We start from the raw sequence: 13,879 nt of genomic DNA, 5'->3' as shown, positions 1-13,879 counted from the left end.
TGCTCCACCCCCGCTGGGACGTCGTGAGCCTGCCACAGAGACTCCCGCTGTCCAAGCATCGAGACGCGCATGGATGACAAATCGTTACCGAGCACCCCCGTTGCGCGACACAATGTCCGTTCCCGCGGAGCGGCCCCGAAACAAACACCCCGCGGGAGCATTTCGGCGGCCCCTCTGGTCACTGTCTCCGCGTGCGTCCCAACCGTCCCGACAGCCACTCCCAGCGCGCCCGGAGTCGCTCCTCGAAGCCCCGGTCGGTCGGCCGGTAGTAGCTGACGGCGTCGTGGAGGTCGTCGGGCAGGTACTGCTGCTCGGCCACCCCGTCGGGCTCGTCGTGGGCGTAGACGTACCCCTTGCCGTGGCCGAGGCGCTCGGCCCCGGCGTACCCGCTCCCGCGCAGGTGGGCGGGCACCACGCCCCCCCGCCCCGCGCGTACGTCGGCGATCGCCTCGTTGATGCCGATGTAGGCCGCGTTGGACTTGGGCGCCATGGCGTTGTGCACCACCGCCTGGGCGAGGATGATCCGCGCCTCGGGCATGCCGATCTGGGCCACGGCGTGCATGGCCGCCACAGCGGTCTGCAGGGCCGTGGGGTCACCCATGCCGACGTCCTCGCTCGCCGAGATGACGATGCGCCGGGCGATGAAGCGCGGGTCCTCCCCCGCCTCGAGCATCCGGGCCAGGTAGTGCAGGGCCGCATCGACGTCGCTGCCGCGCATCGACTTGATCAGCGCGCTCGCGACGTCGTAGTGCTGGTCACCGGCCCGGTCGTAGCGCACCGCCGCCTGCGCCACGGCCTGCTCGACGTGGGCGAGGGTGATCTCGACGGGCTCGTCGGACAGGCGCCCGGCCGGCTGGGCGTCGACGGCCACACCGGCCGCAGCCTCGAGGGAGGTGAGGGCCCGTCGGGCGTCTCCCCCGGCGATGCGCACGAGGTGCTCCGTCGCGTCGGCGGCCAGCGTGTGGGCGCCGTCGAAGCCGCGCTCGTCAGTCAGCGCTGCCGCGAGCAGGTCGCCGACCTCCTCGTCCGACAGCGACTCAAGGGTGACGAGGACGGAGCGTGAGAGCAGCGGCGAGATGATGCTGAACGACGGGTTCTCGGTCGTCGCGGCGACGAGGATGACGGTGCGGTTCTCGACCCCGGGCAGCAGCGCGTCCTGCTGCGCCTTGGTGAAGCGGTGGATCTCGTCGAGGAAGAGCACGGTCTGGCGGCCGTAGAGGTCGCGCTCGCGCACGGCTGCCTCCATGACCGCCCGCACGTCCTTGACACCGGCCGTGACGGCCGACAGCTCGACGAAGCGTCGGTCGGCGACGGTCGCGACGAGGTGCGCCAGGGTGGTCTTGCCGGTGCCGGGCGGGCCCCAGAGGATCGCCGAGAGTGGGCCGGCCGCCCCACCGGACCCCTCGATGAGGCGGCGCAGCGGGCTTCCGGGGCGCAGCACCTTGCCCTGGCCCCGCACCTCGTCGAGGGTGCGCGGCCGCATCCGGACGGCGAGCGGCGCCACACCGGCCGACGCCGGCTGCTCACCGCGTTCGGCCGCGGACGCTGCTCCGAAGAGGTCCTCGGTGCTGTTCGACATCACTGTGGAAGGCTATCCGCGTGCTGAAACCGTCACCTGCCGGGCCGGTCCCGACCTCGCGACTGGCCCGCCTCGGAAGGCTGCTCGCCCGCCATCCGCGGTCGTGGGTCCTCGCCTGGGTCGTCGTCGCGGTCACGTGCTTCGCCGTGGCCGTCGGAGGGGTCACCGGCGAGAGCCTCTTCGAACGCCTCCACTCCGGCGCCCCGACCGTCGACTCCGAGGCCTCGCGAGCCCAGGACGTCATCGCCGAGAGCAACCCGACGCTGCAGACCCTGACGATGCAGGTCTCGGGGGTCGACCTCGGGGATGCGAAGGCCGTCGCGGTCGGCGCCGAGCGCACCCGCGCGGTCGCAGCCGTGCCCGGCGTCAAGAACGTCCGGTCGCCGCTGCTCGCGCCCGGAGGCCCCACCGACCCCTCCGTCGCGCCGCTGCTGCGGGCCGGCTCCCCCAGCGGCGCACCCGACGGTTTCGTCACCGTCGTGGACTTCCGGCCCGATCTCGACGAGCAGGCTCAGGACGCCGCCGAGGCCGCCACCGAGAAGGCGCTGCTCGCGGTGCCGGACGCGATGGGCGGCACCGGCCGGCTGGGCAGCTCCGACAAGGTCATCACCGCGATCACGAGCACGGTCGAGCGCGACCTGCTGCGCGGCGAAGGCATCGCGCTGCCGCTGACGTTCCTCGTCATGGTCTTCGTCTTCGGTGGCTTCATCGCGGCCGGGATGCCGATCATCGGGGCGGTCGTGGCGATCGGCGGCGGCCTGCTCTCGCTGTTCGGCTTCTCCCACGCGGTCGAGCTCGACGCGACGGTGGTCAACATCGTGACGCTCCTCGGACTCGGCCTCTCCATCGACTACGGGCTGCTCACCGTGAGCCGGTTCCGCGAGGAGCTCGCCCACCGTCAGCACGAGGTGCCGACCCGTGAGGAGGTGGCGCACGCCACCGAGAGCACCGTGGCGACCGCGGGACGCACCGTGCTGTTCTCCGGCCTCACCGTGGCGATCGCCCTCGCCGGCCTGCTGACGTTCGAGGCGTCGATCATGCGCGCCATCGGGGTCGCCGGTGTCTCCATCGTCCTCGTCGCCATGGTCGTCGCGATCACGCTCGTGCCGGCGCTCTGCGTCATCGGCGCAAAACGCCTCTCCCGCAAGGCGGTCGAGCGGCCATCCGACGTCGGCCTCTTCTCCCGGCTGGCGCACGCGGTGCAGCGGCGGCCCGTCCTCGTCATCGCGGCGGCCGTCGTCGTCCTCGTGACGCTGGCGCTCCCCACCCTGTCGATGAAGCTCACCTCCTCGGGCACCGAGCTGCTGCCGAAGGGCGCCGACCAGCGTGTCTTCTTCGAGGACCTCGCACGCGACTACCCGGCCCTCACGGCACCCGAGGTGACGGTGGTCGCCGCATCGCCCGACCGCAACGCGGTCACGGCCTGGGCCGACGGGTTCCGCACCTCACCCGGTGTCGAGAGCGTCACCGTGCAGCCCCTCGGCGCCACGCACCAGCGCGTCGACCTGCGGGTGGCGGGTGGCCCGACCTCCGACCAGGCGCAGGACCTCGTCACCGCGGTGCGCGACAGCACCGCCCCGTTCGAGACGCTGACGACCGGACAGGCGGCCGGTCAGATCGACTTCCTCGACTCGATGTCGGCCCGCGCCCCGTATGCCGTCGGGCTGGTCGTGCTCGGCACGTTCGTGCTGCTCTTCCTGATGACCGGCTCGGTCGTGGTGCCACTCAAGGCCCTGCTGCTTAACCTCATCTCGCTCGGTGCCGCCCTGGGCGTGGTCGTGTGGATCTTCCAGGAGGGCCACCTGGAGGGGCTGCTCGGCTTCTCGTCCGTCGGGGCCGTCGAGTCCATGGTCCCCTTCCTCGTGCTCGCGTTCGGCTTCGGGCTGTCCATGGACTACGAGGTCTTCCTGCTCTCGCGCATCGTCGAGTTCCACCGGCACGGGGCCGTCAACGACCGCGCCGTGTCGCTTGGTCTGCAGCGCACGGGCCGGATCATCACTTCGGCGGCCCTGCTCATCGTCATCGTCTTCGCGGGCTTCGTAGCCGGTGACATCCTCATCATCAAGCAGATGGGCGTGGCCCTCGTCGCCGCGGTGGCCATCGACGCCACGCTCGTGCGGATGCTCCTGGTGCCGGCCACGATGACGCTGCTCGGGCGCTGGAACTGGTGGGCGCCGGCGCCGCTGCGACGCGTGCACGACCGGTTCGGGATCACGGAGTGACGGCGGTCGTCACCGGGCACGGTCTCACCGAGCTGCTGCGCCGCACCGGCGACCATCCCTTCGTCCGCTGGGAGGTCACCGAGGAGCTCGCCGACACCTGGTGGAGCGTGCCGGGCGCTGTCGCCTTCCAGCGCACCCGCAAGGCGGTCCGTCGCACCGTGAACGTGCTGGGGGACGACGGGGGCGTCGCTGCCTTGATCGACGCCCTCCCACAGATCGCCGACGAGGTCGACCCGACACGAAAAGCCTTCTCCGTCAGTGTTCCCCAGCATCTCGAGCTGCTCCTACGTCAGCGCTACCGGGTGCTGCAGGGCGGCGACTGGGAGTGGTTCCACACCACGGCGGGCCCTCCGGCCGCCCCGGCGCATGACCTCGTGCGGCCCCTCGACGACGTCGGGCGGGCCGACGAGGTGCGCGCCTTCCTGGTGGCCCACTCCCCCACGGCCGACACCGCGCCGGGTGGCGGCGAGCGGTGGTTCGCGGTCGAGGAGCCGGGCGCGGCCGGGCGACCCGATCGTCTGGTGGCCGTGGCCGCCTGGGGCGCGACGCGCGGCGGGGCGCCACACCTCTCGTCGGTCGCCGTGGACGCGCAGCAGCGGGGGCGAGGGCTCGGCCGCACGATCGTCGGCGCGCTCACCCGAATGGCGGTCGCCGAGGCGGGCGTCTGCACGCTCGGCATGTACTCTCACAACGACGTCGCACGCCGGCTCTACCTCTCGCTCGGCTACGAGCGGGTCTGCGCCTGGGCGAGCCGCCCCGTGGTCGTGCGCCGCTGAGCCGTGGCCGGCCTCGCCGCCCTGGTCGGCCTGGTCGGCCTGGTCGGCCCGGGTCGGCCCGGTCGGCCTTGTCGGCGTCGTCGACCCGCGAGGATGCTGGAGCGATGACGATCGACCTGCGTGCCCAGCAGCTGGAGCAGCGCGCCCGGCTGCGCTACGCCTCCACCGCCAAGCGCCTGCGGGCCAGCCGCGACGGCGCCGCCCTCTGCGACACCACCGAGGCGCTGGTGGTGTGGCTCCCCCGCCACGTCGTCCCGCAGTACGCCGTGCCACGGGCCGCCCTGCCCGACAGCCTCCCCGACGGGGCTGTGGTCCTCGAGGGTGAAGGCGTCGAGGGCCACGTGCTGCTGCCCTTCGGCGACTTCGACTGGCTCGAGGAGGACGAACCGGTCGTCGGTCACCCGCACGACCCGTTCGCCCGCATCGACATCCTGCACAGCACCCGCGAGGTGAGGGTCGAGCTCGACGGCGTCGAGCTCGCGCACTCCCGCCGGCCCGTCGCGCTCTTCGAGACGGGCCTGCCGACGCGCTGGTACCTGCCCGCACACGACGTGCACACCGACCTCCTCGTGCCGAGCGACACGAGGACGACGTGCGCCTACAAGGGTCATGCCTCGTACCTGAGCGCGGAGGGCGACAACGGCCGCGACATCGCCTGGTGCTACCGCAGCCCGTTGCGCGAGGCCGAGCCGGTGCGCGACCTGCTCTGCTTCTGGGCCGAGCGGACCGTGACCACTGTCGACGGCGTGCGCGAGCACGGCTTCACCGGCCCGCGCCCCGCCGACGCGTGACGGGTTCCAGGGCCGGGCTCAGCTGCGGTTCGGGCTGACCTCGGGCGCCCCCTGCGGAGCCGGAGCGGTGGCTGCCGGCCTCGCGTCGACACCGGCCTCCTTGCGCTGGGCCGGGGTGATCGGCGCCGGCGCCGCAGTCAGCGGATCGTAGCCGCCACCGGACTTCGGGAAGGCGATGACGTCGCGGATCGAGTCGGTGCGGGCCAGCAGCGAGACGATGCGGTCCCAGCCGAACGCGATGCCGCCGTGCGGCGGGGCGCCGAACTGGAAGGCCTCGAGGAGGAAGCCGAACTTCTCCTGGGCCTCCTCTTCGGAGATGCCCATCACCTTGAACACGCGCTCCTGCACGTCGCGGCGGTGGATACGGATCGAGCCGCCACCGATCTCGTTGCCGTTGCAGACCATGTCGTACGCGTAGGCGAGCGCCGAGCCGGGGTCGGTGTCGAAGGTGTCCTCGAACTCCTTCTTCGGCGAGGTGAACGCGTGGTGCACCGCGGTCCAGGCGCTGTAGCCGAGGGCGACGTCCCCCGACGCGGTGGCGTCGGCGGCCGGCTCGAAGAGCGGAGCATCGAGCACCCAGAGGAAGCTCCACGCGTCCTCGTCGATGAGCTCGCACCGGCGGCCGATCTCGAGGCGTGCGGCACCGAGGAGCGCACGGCTCGCCTTCGTCGCGCCGGCCGCGAAGAAGATGCAGTCGCCGGGCTGGGCGCCGACGTGCGCCGCCAGACCCTCGCGCTCGGCGTCCGTGAGGTTCTTGGCGACGGGGCCACCGAGCTGGCCGTCCTCCTGGACGAGGACGTACGCGAGCCCGCGCGCGCCGCGCTGCTTGGCCCACTCCTGCCACGCGTCGAGCTGCTTGCGCGGCTGGCTCGCGCCGCCGGGCATGACGACGGCGCCGACGTACTCGGCCTGGAACACCCGGAAGGTCGTATCCGTGAAGTAGTCGGTGCACTCGACGAGCTCGTTGCCGAAGCGCAGGTCGGGCTTGTCGGAGCCGTAGCGGGCCATCGCCTCGGCGTAGGTCATCTGCAGGAAGGGCGTGGTGAGGTCGACGCCGATGAGCGACCAGATCTCGCGGACGATCGCCTCGCCGAGCTCGATGACGTCGGCCTGCTCGACGAAGCTCATCTCGATGTCGAGCTGGGTGAACTCGGGCTGGCGGTCGGCGCGGAAGTCCTCGTCGCGGTAGCAGCGCGCGATCTGGTAGTAGCGCTCCATGCCGGCGACCATGAGCAGCTGCTTGAACAGCTGCGGGCTCTGCGGCAGGGCGTACCACGAGCCGGGCGCGAGGCGGGCCGGCACGAGGAAGTCGCGCGCACCCTCGGGCGTCGAGCGGGTGAGGGTGGGCGTCTCGATCTCGACGAAGTCACGTCCGCCGAGCACCTTGCGGGCAGCGGCGTTGACCTTGGACCGCAGTCGGATCGCCGAGCCGGCCGAGCTGGCGCCGGGGCGCCGCAGGTCGAGGTAGCGGTGCTTGAGGCGGGCCTCCTCGCCGACCGTCACGCGCTCGTCGATCTGGAACGGCAGCGGGGCCGCGGCGTTGAGCACCGCGAGCTCGCTGACGATGACCTCGATGTCGCCGGTCGGCAGGTCGGGGTTCGCGTTGCCCTCGGGACGTTCGCGCACCTCGCCGACCACCTTGACGCAGTACTCGTTGCGCACGTCGTGCGCGCCGCCCTGGGCGAGCACCTCGTCGCGCGCGACGACCTGGGCGACCCCCGAGGCGTCCCGCAGGTCGAGGAAGGCGACCCCACCGTGGTCTCGACGCCGCGCCACCCAGCCGGTGAGGGTGACGGTCTGACCTGCGTGGTCGGCACGGAGCGTGCCGGCCTCGTGAGTGCGGAGCACGGAAAATCCTTCCGGGACGGGCGGGGGTTGAACGCGCCGTGGGCGTCGCGCGGTGCCCACCTCGGCGGGCACCGACCCCCAATCCTACGGTGTGCGGGTACGGGCCCCGTCCACGCACGCCCTAGACTTGCCCGCCATGCAGCACTCGCGGAATCGGGACCTCGACGGCGTCCGCGGCCTGGCGATCTTGCTCGTCGTGGCCGCCCACTCGGGACTCCCTGTGCGTTGGGGTGGCCTCTCGGGCGTCACCCTCTTCTTTGTGCTATCCGGCTACCTCATCACGAGCCTCCTCATCCGCGAGCACGATCGTTACAGCGTGCTCAGCCTCTGGCGGTTCTGGGGTCGCCGGGCGCTGCGCCTCCTACCGGCCCTCGTGCTGCTGCTCGCGGCCGTGCCAGTGCTGCTCGCATCGACCAACCCCCAAACCCTGACGCACTATCCCGTGCAGGCGCTCGCCTCGATCCTGTACGTGGGCAATTACGTGCGAATCCTCGGCACCGATCTTGGTGTGCTCAACCACCTATGGTCGCTGTCGGTCGAGGAGCAGTTCTACGTCATCTGGCCGACGCTCTTCATCGTCATCGTCCGGTGGTTCCGCTCCAAGGCGCTGACGATCGTGCTCACCCTCGCCGCGGTCGCTACGTTCTACAGCGTGTGGACGCAGGGCTCGTCGGTGCGCCTCGACATCTCGACCGAGACGAACGCGTTCGCGCTTCTCCTCGGTGTGTGCCTCGCCTTCGCGCTCGCGCACCTCAGGTCGCGCGGGGTCGGCCTACCCGCGACCAACCCGGCGGTGCCGTTCGTCGTCCTCGTGGCTCTGTCGTCGTTCCCGGGCCGGGCTCTCTCGGTGGACCACCCCCTGTTCCGCCCGCTCGGCGCGGTCTTTGCCCTCATCGGCCTGTGGCTCGTCTACTCGGCAGTGACCGGCCACTCGCGTTTCGTCGGCTCTCGGTTCATGGTCTTTTTCGGGACGATCAGCTACGCGCTCTACCTTTGGCACCAGACGCTCATCAACAGCAAGCTGCTCGGAGAGCACTCGACGCCGCGCAACCTCGTGCTCATCGCCGCTGCGATCCTCATCTCGTGGCTGTCGTGGGTGCTCGTCGAGAAGCCGCTCGGCCGACTCCGCGGTCCGCTGCGCCTCGACCAGCCATCCAAGCGCCAGCAGGCTGCCCTCGACGCACGCCGCGACGCAGATGAGGCGTCCGCGCCCGTCACCAGCTGAGCGCCGTCGGCAGCGCCGGACAGCGAAAGGAGGGATTCGTAAGGCCCCTCCACTCCAAGGTATAGCGCACGGGGGGCCTTGCGGCAAGGCCCGGCTCGTGGTCCAGAATCACGGTCCACCTTTGGTCGCAACTCCGGAGCGGAGCACGCGTGACACCTCTGACCACCGACGCCTTCGACCTTCCCGCCCACCTCGCCCACAAGTCCGACCCCGTGCTCATCGCCGGCGACGAGGCGCACTTCGCCGCCATCGCCCGCAGCCTCGAGCAAACCGTCGCCGAGCTGTCCGACCGGCTGGATGCGGTGCGCCGCGCACCCGCCGGACACGGCCAGACCGCGCTCGAGCGCGACCAGGAGGTGCACCGCCTCACGGCGCGCCTGCGTGCGCTGCGGCGCTACGGCATCGACCTCACCCTGGGCCGCATGGTGGCCCAGGACGACACGGACAGTGCGGAACCGGTCTATGTGGGCCGCTTCGGCCTCACCGACGAGGACGGCCGGCGGCTCCTCGTCGACTGGCGCTCCCCCGCCGCCGAGCCCTTCTTCGGCGCCACCCACGGCAACCCGATGGGGCTGGCCAACCGGCGCCGCTACCGGTGGACCCGGGGGCGTGTCAGCGACTACTGGGACGAGGTCTTCGTCGAGGACGGCATCGACCACCACGCAGCCCTCGACGACCAGTCGGCGTTCGTCGCGAGCCTCGGCGCCAACCGGTCCGCCCGGATGCGCGACGTGCTCGGCACCATCCAGGCCGACCAGGACGCCATCGTGCGCGCCGGGTCCCGGGGGCCGCTCGTCGTGGACGGCGGTCCCGGCACGGGAAAGACCGTCGTCGCGCTGCACCGGACGGCATACCTGCTCTACGCCGACCCGCGTCTCGGGCACCGACGCGGCGGCGTGCTCTTCGTCGGACCCCACGAGCCGTACCTCGCCTACGTCTCCGACGTGCTGCCGAGCCTCGGCGAGGAGGGCGTGCAGACCTGCACCCTGCGTGACCTCGTGCCCGAGGGCGCGACGGCCACCACCGAGACGGACCCGGAGGTCGCCCGGCTCAAGGCCTCGCTCGAGCTGGTGCGGGCCATCGACCCGGCCGTCCGGCTCTACGAGGAGCCACCCACCGAGCGCGTCGAGGTCTCGACGCCCTGGGACGACGTCGTGCTCGGACCCGACGACTGGGCCGCCGCGTTCGACGCCCCCTCCCCCGGCACGCCGCACAACGAGGCGCGCGACGTGATCTGGGACGAGCTCGTGACGATCGTCGTCGACCGGCACGACGACGAGGAGGCGACTCCCGAGATGGTCCGGGCCTCGGTCGAGCGCGACCGAGGCCTCCGCACCGCCCTGGCCCGGGCGTGGCCCATGCTCGACGCCGCCGAGCTGGTGGGCGACCTGTGGACGGTCCCGGCGTACCTGCGTCGCTGCGCCCCGTCCCTCACGGCCCGGCAGGTGCGCGCCCTCCAGCGGGCCGAACCCACCGCGTGGACGGTGTCCGACCTGCCCCTGCTCGACGCCGCCCGCCAGCGGCTGGGCGACCCCGAGGTGTCTGCCCGCCGCCGCCGTCACGAGGCGGCCGTGGCGGCCGAGCGCGACGAGATGGCCAAGGTGGTCGAGCACCTCATCGCCAGCGACGACTCCGAGATGCACCTCATGTCGATGTTGCGCGGAGAGGACCTGCGGGGCGCCCTCGACGACGGCGACGGCGGCGGCGCCGACCCCGACCTGCTCGCCGGACCGTTCGCACACGTCGTCGTGGACGAGGCGCAGGAGCTCACCGACGCCGAGTGGCAGATGCTGCTCGCGCGCTGCCCCTCACGCAGCCTCACCATCGTCGGCGACCGCGCGCAGGCCCGGCACGGCTTCACCGAGTCGTGGGAGGAGCGGCTCGCGCGGGTCGGCCTCGACCGCGTCTCCATGCGCTCGCTCAGCATCAACTACCGCACGCCCGAGGAGGTCATGGCCGAGGCCGAGCCGGTCATCCGCGCGGTCCTGCCCGACGCCAACGTCCCGACCTCGATCCGCCGGAGCGGGGTGCCCGTCGTGCACGGGTCGCGGGCCGCCCTCGAGACGGTCGTCGGGCGCTGGCTCGCCGAGCACGACGACGGCGTGGCCTGCGTCATCGGTGACCCGTCGTTCGCCCCACGCCCCCGGGTCCAGTCCCTCACGCCCGAGCTCTCGAAGGGTCTCGAGTTCGACCTCGTGGTGCTCGTCGCGCCGGAATCGTTCGGCGTGGGGATCGAGGGCGCGGTCGACCACTACGTCGCGATGACCCGGGCCACCCAGCAGCTCGTCGTGCTCGAGTGACGACGCGGTCGGCTAGACAGGCGCCAGGTCCCGGGAGCCCTCTGCGGCAAGGGATTCCGTGACCGCAGCGAGGGCTGGGCTGGCTGTCATGGTGCGGCGCCAGACCAGGCTCACGGTTCGTTCCGAGACTGGGTCGACGATGGGCACCGCGACGACGCCGTCGGGCAGGGGGCCTCGGCCGAGCCGGGGCACCAGCGCGATGGCCTCGCCGCCTGCGACGAGGGCCACGTGGGTGGCGAACTCCAGGGCGACGTGGCCGATGCGCGGCGCACGACCCACGTCGAAGTACATCTTCTGGAGCCACTGGTGGCAGATCGAGCCGGGTGCGACGCTGGCCCACTGCTCGTCGAGCACGTCACCGACGCCGATGCTCGTCGCGCGGGCGAGACGGTGGCCGGCGGGGACCAGGACGTCGGCCCGGTCGCGCCCGAGGTGACGCACCTCGAGGTGGTCGGGGATCGCGAGCGGCAGGGGCTCCCAGTTGTGCACGAGCGCGAGGTCGTGCGACCCGGACGCCACGGCGTCGACGGCGTCCCACGGGTCGATCTCGTCGGGGCGCACCGTCACGCCGGGGGCCTGTTCGCGCAGCCGGGCCAGGGCGCCCACCACGATGCCCCGGTATGCCGTGGCGAACGTCGCGAGCCGCACCGTGCCCACCGCCTCGCCGCTGACGCCGTGCAACCGGGACTCGAGGCGTTCCATGTGCGAGAGCAGGTCGCGGGCCGACTCGGTCAGGGTGCGACCGGCTTCGGTGAGCAGCACCCCGCGACCCTGACGCTCGAGCAGCTGGACGCCGGTCTGGACCTCGAGCCGCTTGATCTGCTGTGAGACGGCACTGGGCGTGTAGTCGAGGGCGGCCGCGGCGGCCCCGACCGAGCCGTGCGTCTCGACGGCGACGAGCGAACGCAGGGCCACCGGATCGATCATGCAGCGATGCTACACAGTCGACGTCATGACAGTTTGATGGACGTGAACGGTCCACGCCCCCACGATGGTGGACATGCGCCCTCGTGACACCGCTCTCGCCGTCCTCGTCGCGATCATCTGGGGCACGAACTTCGTCGCGATCCGCACGGGCCTCGACTCGGTGCCACCCCTGCTCTTCCTCGCGGTGCGGTTCGTCGTCGTGTGCGTGCCCGCTGTCTTCTTCGTGCGCCGTCCCGGTCTGCCCTGGCGCGACCTGGCCCTGATCGGCGTCTTCACGAGCCTCGGGCAGTTCGCCCTCATGTACCTGGCCCTCGAGCTCGGGATGCCGCCCGGTCTCTCGTCGCTCGTGCTCCAGGCGCAGGTGCTCCTCACCGTCGTCATCGCCGCCCTGTGGCTGCGCGAGCGGCCATCGGTGGCCCAGCGCGTCGGCGTGGCCCTCGGCGGTGCGGGGCTGGTCACCATCGCGGTCGGTCGTGGCCTGAGCGCCCCGGTGCTCCCCCTCCTGGTGCTCGTCCTGGCAGCCGTCTCGTGGGCTGTCGGGAACGTGCTGACCCGTCGGGCCGGCTCGCGCTCCGGCTCGCTCACCGGCGCGGGCTCCGGCCTGGGCTCCGGCCTGGGCTCCGGCCTGGGCGTCACGGTGTGGTCGGGTCTCGTCGTCCCGGTTCCCGCCCTCGCCCTCTCCCTCGTCTTCGAGGGACCGGCTGCCACCGGGCACGCGCTCGGCAACGTCCAGTGGTCCGCCGTGCTGTCGACGGCCTACACGGCATACCTCTCGTCGCTCGTCGGCTACGGCATCTGGAACACGCTGCTCAGCCGCCACCCCGTCGCCAGGGTCACACCGTTCGCGATGCTCGTGCCGGTGTTCGGCATGGCGGCTGCCGCACTCGTCTACGACGAGCGGCCGCACGCCCTCGAGATCGTCGGGGGGCTGGTGCTCCTCGGCGGCGTCGCGGTCGCGGTGCTGCGAGCCGGGCGTCGTGGCGCGACGGCGGGCCGGCCGGGCGACGGCTCAGCGCTGGTCGCCGTCGAGATAGACCCAGCGGCCGGCACGCCGGGCGAAACGGCTGAGCTCGTGCAGGCGACCCGTCGCCGCTCGTCCGTTGGCGGCTGACGGTTCCTCGAACCCGGCGACGAACTCGACGACACCCTCGTCGTCGGCGGCGGCGCCGCGCTCGGTGCGGACGACGGTGAGGCCCGTCCACGTCGTCGACGGGTCGAGCTCGAGCACCTCGGGACGCGTGCGCGGGTGCCATGTGCGCACGAGGTGGTCGACGTCGCCCGTGGCGAAGGCCGTGTAGCGCGAGCGCATCAGCTCCTCTGCCGTGGCAGCGTCGCGTTCGCCGGCGAGCACCGGCCCGCAGCACAGGGCGTATGCCGTCCCGCTGCCGCACGGGCAGCCGCGGACGGGAGTCGTGCCACCACCACTACGACCACCGCCGAAGGAACGGCCGGAGCGACCGGAGGAACCACCGGCGGACGAGCCGCTCACGGTGTCGACGAGGCCGACGAGGCCGACGAGGTGGCCGAGGTGGCCTGCGCCTCGCGGGCGGGCCACGGGGCGTCGTGGGGTCGCAGCGTCGACCAGCCGCGGCTCTTCGACAGTCCGGCGCTGAGGAGTCCGACGAGCGTGGCGGAGTTGCTGATGCGCCCCGTGAGCGCGGCGTCGACGGCGTCGTCGAGGGAAACCCACAGCGGCCGCAGCGTGAGCTCCTCGGCGGTGCGCTGGTGCGCCTCGGCCTCGGGGACGTCACTCAGGCCGCGGGCGAGGAAGATGCGTACGGTCTCGGGGAAGGCGCCCGGCGACGTGACGTCGTCGGCGAGCACGTGCCACTCGTCCGCGACGAGGTCGACCTCCTCGGCGAGCTCGCGGGCGGCCGCGTCGCGCGGCGGCTCACCCGCCACGTCGAGCAGACCGGCCGGCAGCTCCCAGACGTGCCCGCCGCTCGCGTGGCGGTACTGCCTGATGAGCAGCACGTGGTCCACGCCCTCGACCTCGCGCAGGGCGAGGATGGCGACCGCGCCGGGGTGCGTCACGAAGTCACGGGTGACGACACCCCCAACGCCGAGGTCGACGCGCTCGCGCACGACGTCGAAGATCATCCCCTCGAACGGGGTCGACGACTCGAGGACGGGCTCGGCGGCCCACTCCTCGACGATGTCGCTGCCGGTGCCGATGGGCGCGCCGAGGCTCAACCGCTGCTCCCCCGCCCG

Annotated in this window: 11 protein-coding genes; 6 read left to right on the top strand and 5 right to left on the bottom strand. The window is 72.3% G+C overall.

All coding sequences use genetic code 11. The annotated features are described in order from the left end of the window. Positions 1 to 178 precede the first annotated feature (178 nt). Positions 179 to 1,579: a replication-associated recombination protein A gene (locus ACXR8F_RS08120; RefSeq protein ID WP_458799613.1), complete on the bottom strand. Its 1,401-nt coding sequence runs from the start codon at positions 1,577 to 1,579 to the stop codon at positions 179 to 181. A gap of 20 nt (positions 1,580 to 1,599) precedes the next feature. On the opposite strand from ACXR8F_RS08120, the gene ACXR8F_RS08115 reads away from it, so the two are divergent. The 3 genes from ACXR8F_RS08115 to ACXR8F_RS08105 all read left to right on the top strand — a co-directional run bounded on the left by ACXR8F_RS08115 (position 1,600) and on the right by ACXR8F_RS08105 (position 5,368). Beyond that, positions 1,600 to 3,801, top strand: a complete 2,202-nt coding sequence (locus ACXR8F_RS08115; protein WP_458799611.1) for an MMPL family transporter — start codon at positions 1,600 to 1,602, stop codon at positions 3,799 to 3,801. Next, positions 3,798 to 4,577, top strand: a complete 780-nt coding sequence (locus tag ACXR8F_RS08110) for a GNAT family N-acetyltransferase (RefSeq protein ID WP_458799609.1) — start codon at positions 3,798 to 3,800, stop codon at positions 4,575 to 4,577. Before ACXR8F_RS08115 ends, ACXR8F_RS08110 begins: the two co-directional genes overlap by 4 nt. Positions 4,578 to 4,681: 104 nt before the next feature. Beyond that, positions 4,682 to 5,368, top strand: a complete 687-nt coding sequence (locus ACXR8F_RS08105) for a DUF427 domain-containing protein (RefSeq protein ID WP_045192239.1) — start codon at positions 4,682 to 4,684, stop codon at positions 5,366 to 5,368. 18 nt (positions 5,369 to 5,386) lie between these two features. Here ACXR8F_RS08105 and aspS read toward each other — a convergent pair whose 3' ends face one another. Beyond that, positions 5,387 to 7,216: an aspartate--tRNA ligase gene (aspS, locus tag ACXR8F_RS08100; RefSeq protein ID WP_458799607.1), complete on the bottom strand. Its 1,830-nt coding sequence runs from the start codon at positions 7,214 to 7,216 to the stop codon at positions 5,387 to 5,389. Between the two features lie 136 nt (positions 7,217 to 7,352). Here aspS and ACXR8F_RS08095 point away from each other — a divergent pair, with 136 nt between their 5' ends. Together ACXR8F_RS08095 and helR are read left to right on the top strand one after the other, a co-directional pair. Beyond that, positions 7,353 to 8,441, top strand: coding sequence for an acyltransferase family protein (locus ACXR8F_RS08095; RefSeq protein WP_458799605.1), 1,089 nt, complete (start codon positions 7,353 to 7,355; stop codon positions 8,439 to 8,441). A gap of 149 nt (positions 8,442 to 8,590) precedes the next feature. Next, positions 8,591 to 10,741: an RNA polymerase recycling motor ATPase HelR gene (helR, locus tag ACXR8F_RS08090; protein ID WP_458799603.1), complete on the top strand. Its 2,151-nt coding sequence runs from the start codon at positions 8,591 to 8,593 to the stop codon at positions 10,739 to 10,741. Between the two features lie 12 nt (positions 10,742 to 10,753). On the opposite strand, the gene ACXR8F_RS08085 is transcribed toward helR, so the two are convergent. Beyond that, a complete protein-coding gene (locus tag ACXR8F_RS08085) occupies positions 10,754 to 11,668 on the bottom strand; it encodes a LysR family transcriptional regulator (RefSeq protein ID WP_458799601.1) in 915 nt (304 codons plus the stop codon). A gap of 73 nt (positions 11,669 to 11,741) precedes the next feature. Here ACXR8F_RS08085 and ACXR8F_RS08080 point away from each other — a divergent pair, with 73 nt between their 5' ends. Next, entirely contained in the window at positions 11,742 to 12,779 is a 1,038-nt protein-coding gene (locus ACXR8F_RS08080) for an EamA family transporter (protein WP_458799599.1), read from the top strand. Here the strand turns inward: ACXR8F_RS08080 and ACXR8F_RS08075 are convergent. Together ACXR8F_RS08075 and ACXR8F_RS08070 are read right to left on the bottom strand one after the other, a co-directional pair. Then, positions 12,678 to 13,223: a YchJ family protein gene (locus tag ACXR8F_RS08075; RefSeq protein ID WP_458799597.1), complete on the bottom strand. Its 546-nt coding sequence runs from the start codon at positions 13,221 to 13,223 to the stop codon at positions 12,678 to 12,680. The genes ACXR8F_RS08080 and ACXR8F_RS08075 overlap by 102 nt on opposite strands. After that, the gene (locus tag ACXR8F_RS08070; RefSeq protein WP_458799595.1) at positions 13,154 to 13,861 is read right to left on the bottom strand and encodes an NUDIX domain-containing protein; all 708 of its coding nucleotides are present in this window, start codon (positions 13,859 to 13,861) and stop codon (positions 13,154 to 13,156) included. The genes ACXR8F_RS08075 and ACXR8F_RS08070 overlap by 70 nt, the downstream gene beginning before the upstream one ends. Between the last annotated feature and the right edge of the window lie 18 nt (positions 13,862 to 13,879).

The organism is Terrabacter sp. AAH1 (assembly GCF_054456855.1).
Note: the sequence above shows the minus strand (reverse complement) of the source record. Positions and strands in the feature narration are given on the sequence as shown.

Bases quoted from the DNA above. Each gene is read 5' to 3' on its own strand.
- ACXR8F_RS08120 (WP_458799613.1), bottom strand. From the start codon at position 1,579: ATGTCGAACAGCACCGAGGACCTCTTCGGAGCAGCGTCCGCGGCCGAA.
- ACXR8F_RS08105 (WP_045192239.1), top strand. From the start codon at position 4,682: ATGACGATCGACCTGCGTGCCCAGCAGCTGGAGCAGCGCGCCCGGCTG.
- ACXR8F_RS08095 (WP_458799605.1), top strand. From the start codon at position 7,353: ATGCAGCACTCGCGGAATCGGGACCTCGACGGCGTCCGCGGCCTGGCG.
- ACXR8F_RS08085 (WP_458799601.1), bottom strand. From the start codon at position 11,668: ATGATCGATCCGGTGGCCCTGCGTTCGCTCGTCGCCGTCGAGACGCAC.
- ACXR8F_RS08080 (WP_458799599.1), top strand. From the start codon at position 11,742: ATGCGCCCTCGTGACACCGCTCTCGCCGTCCTCGTCGCGATCATCTGG.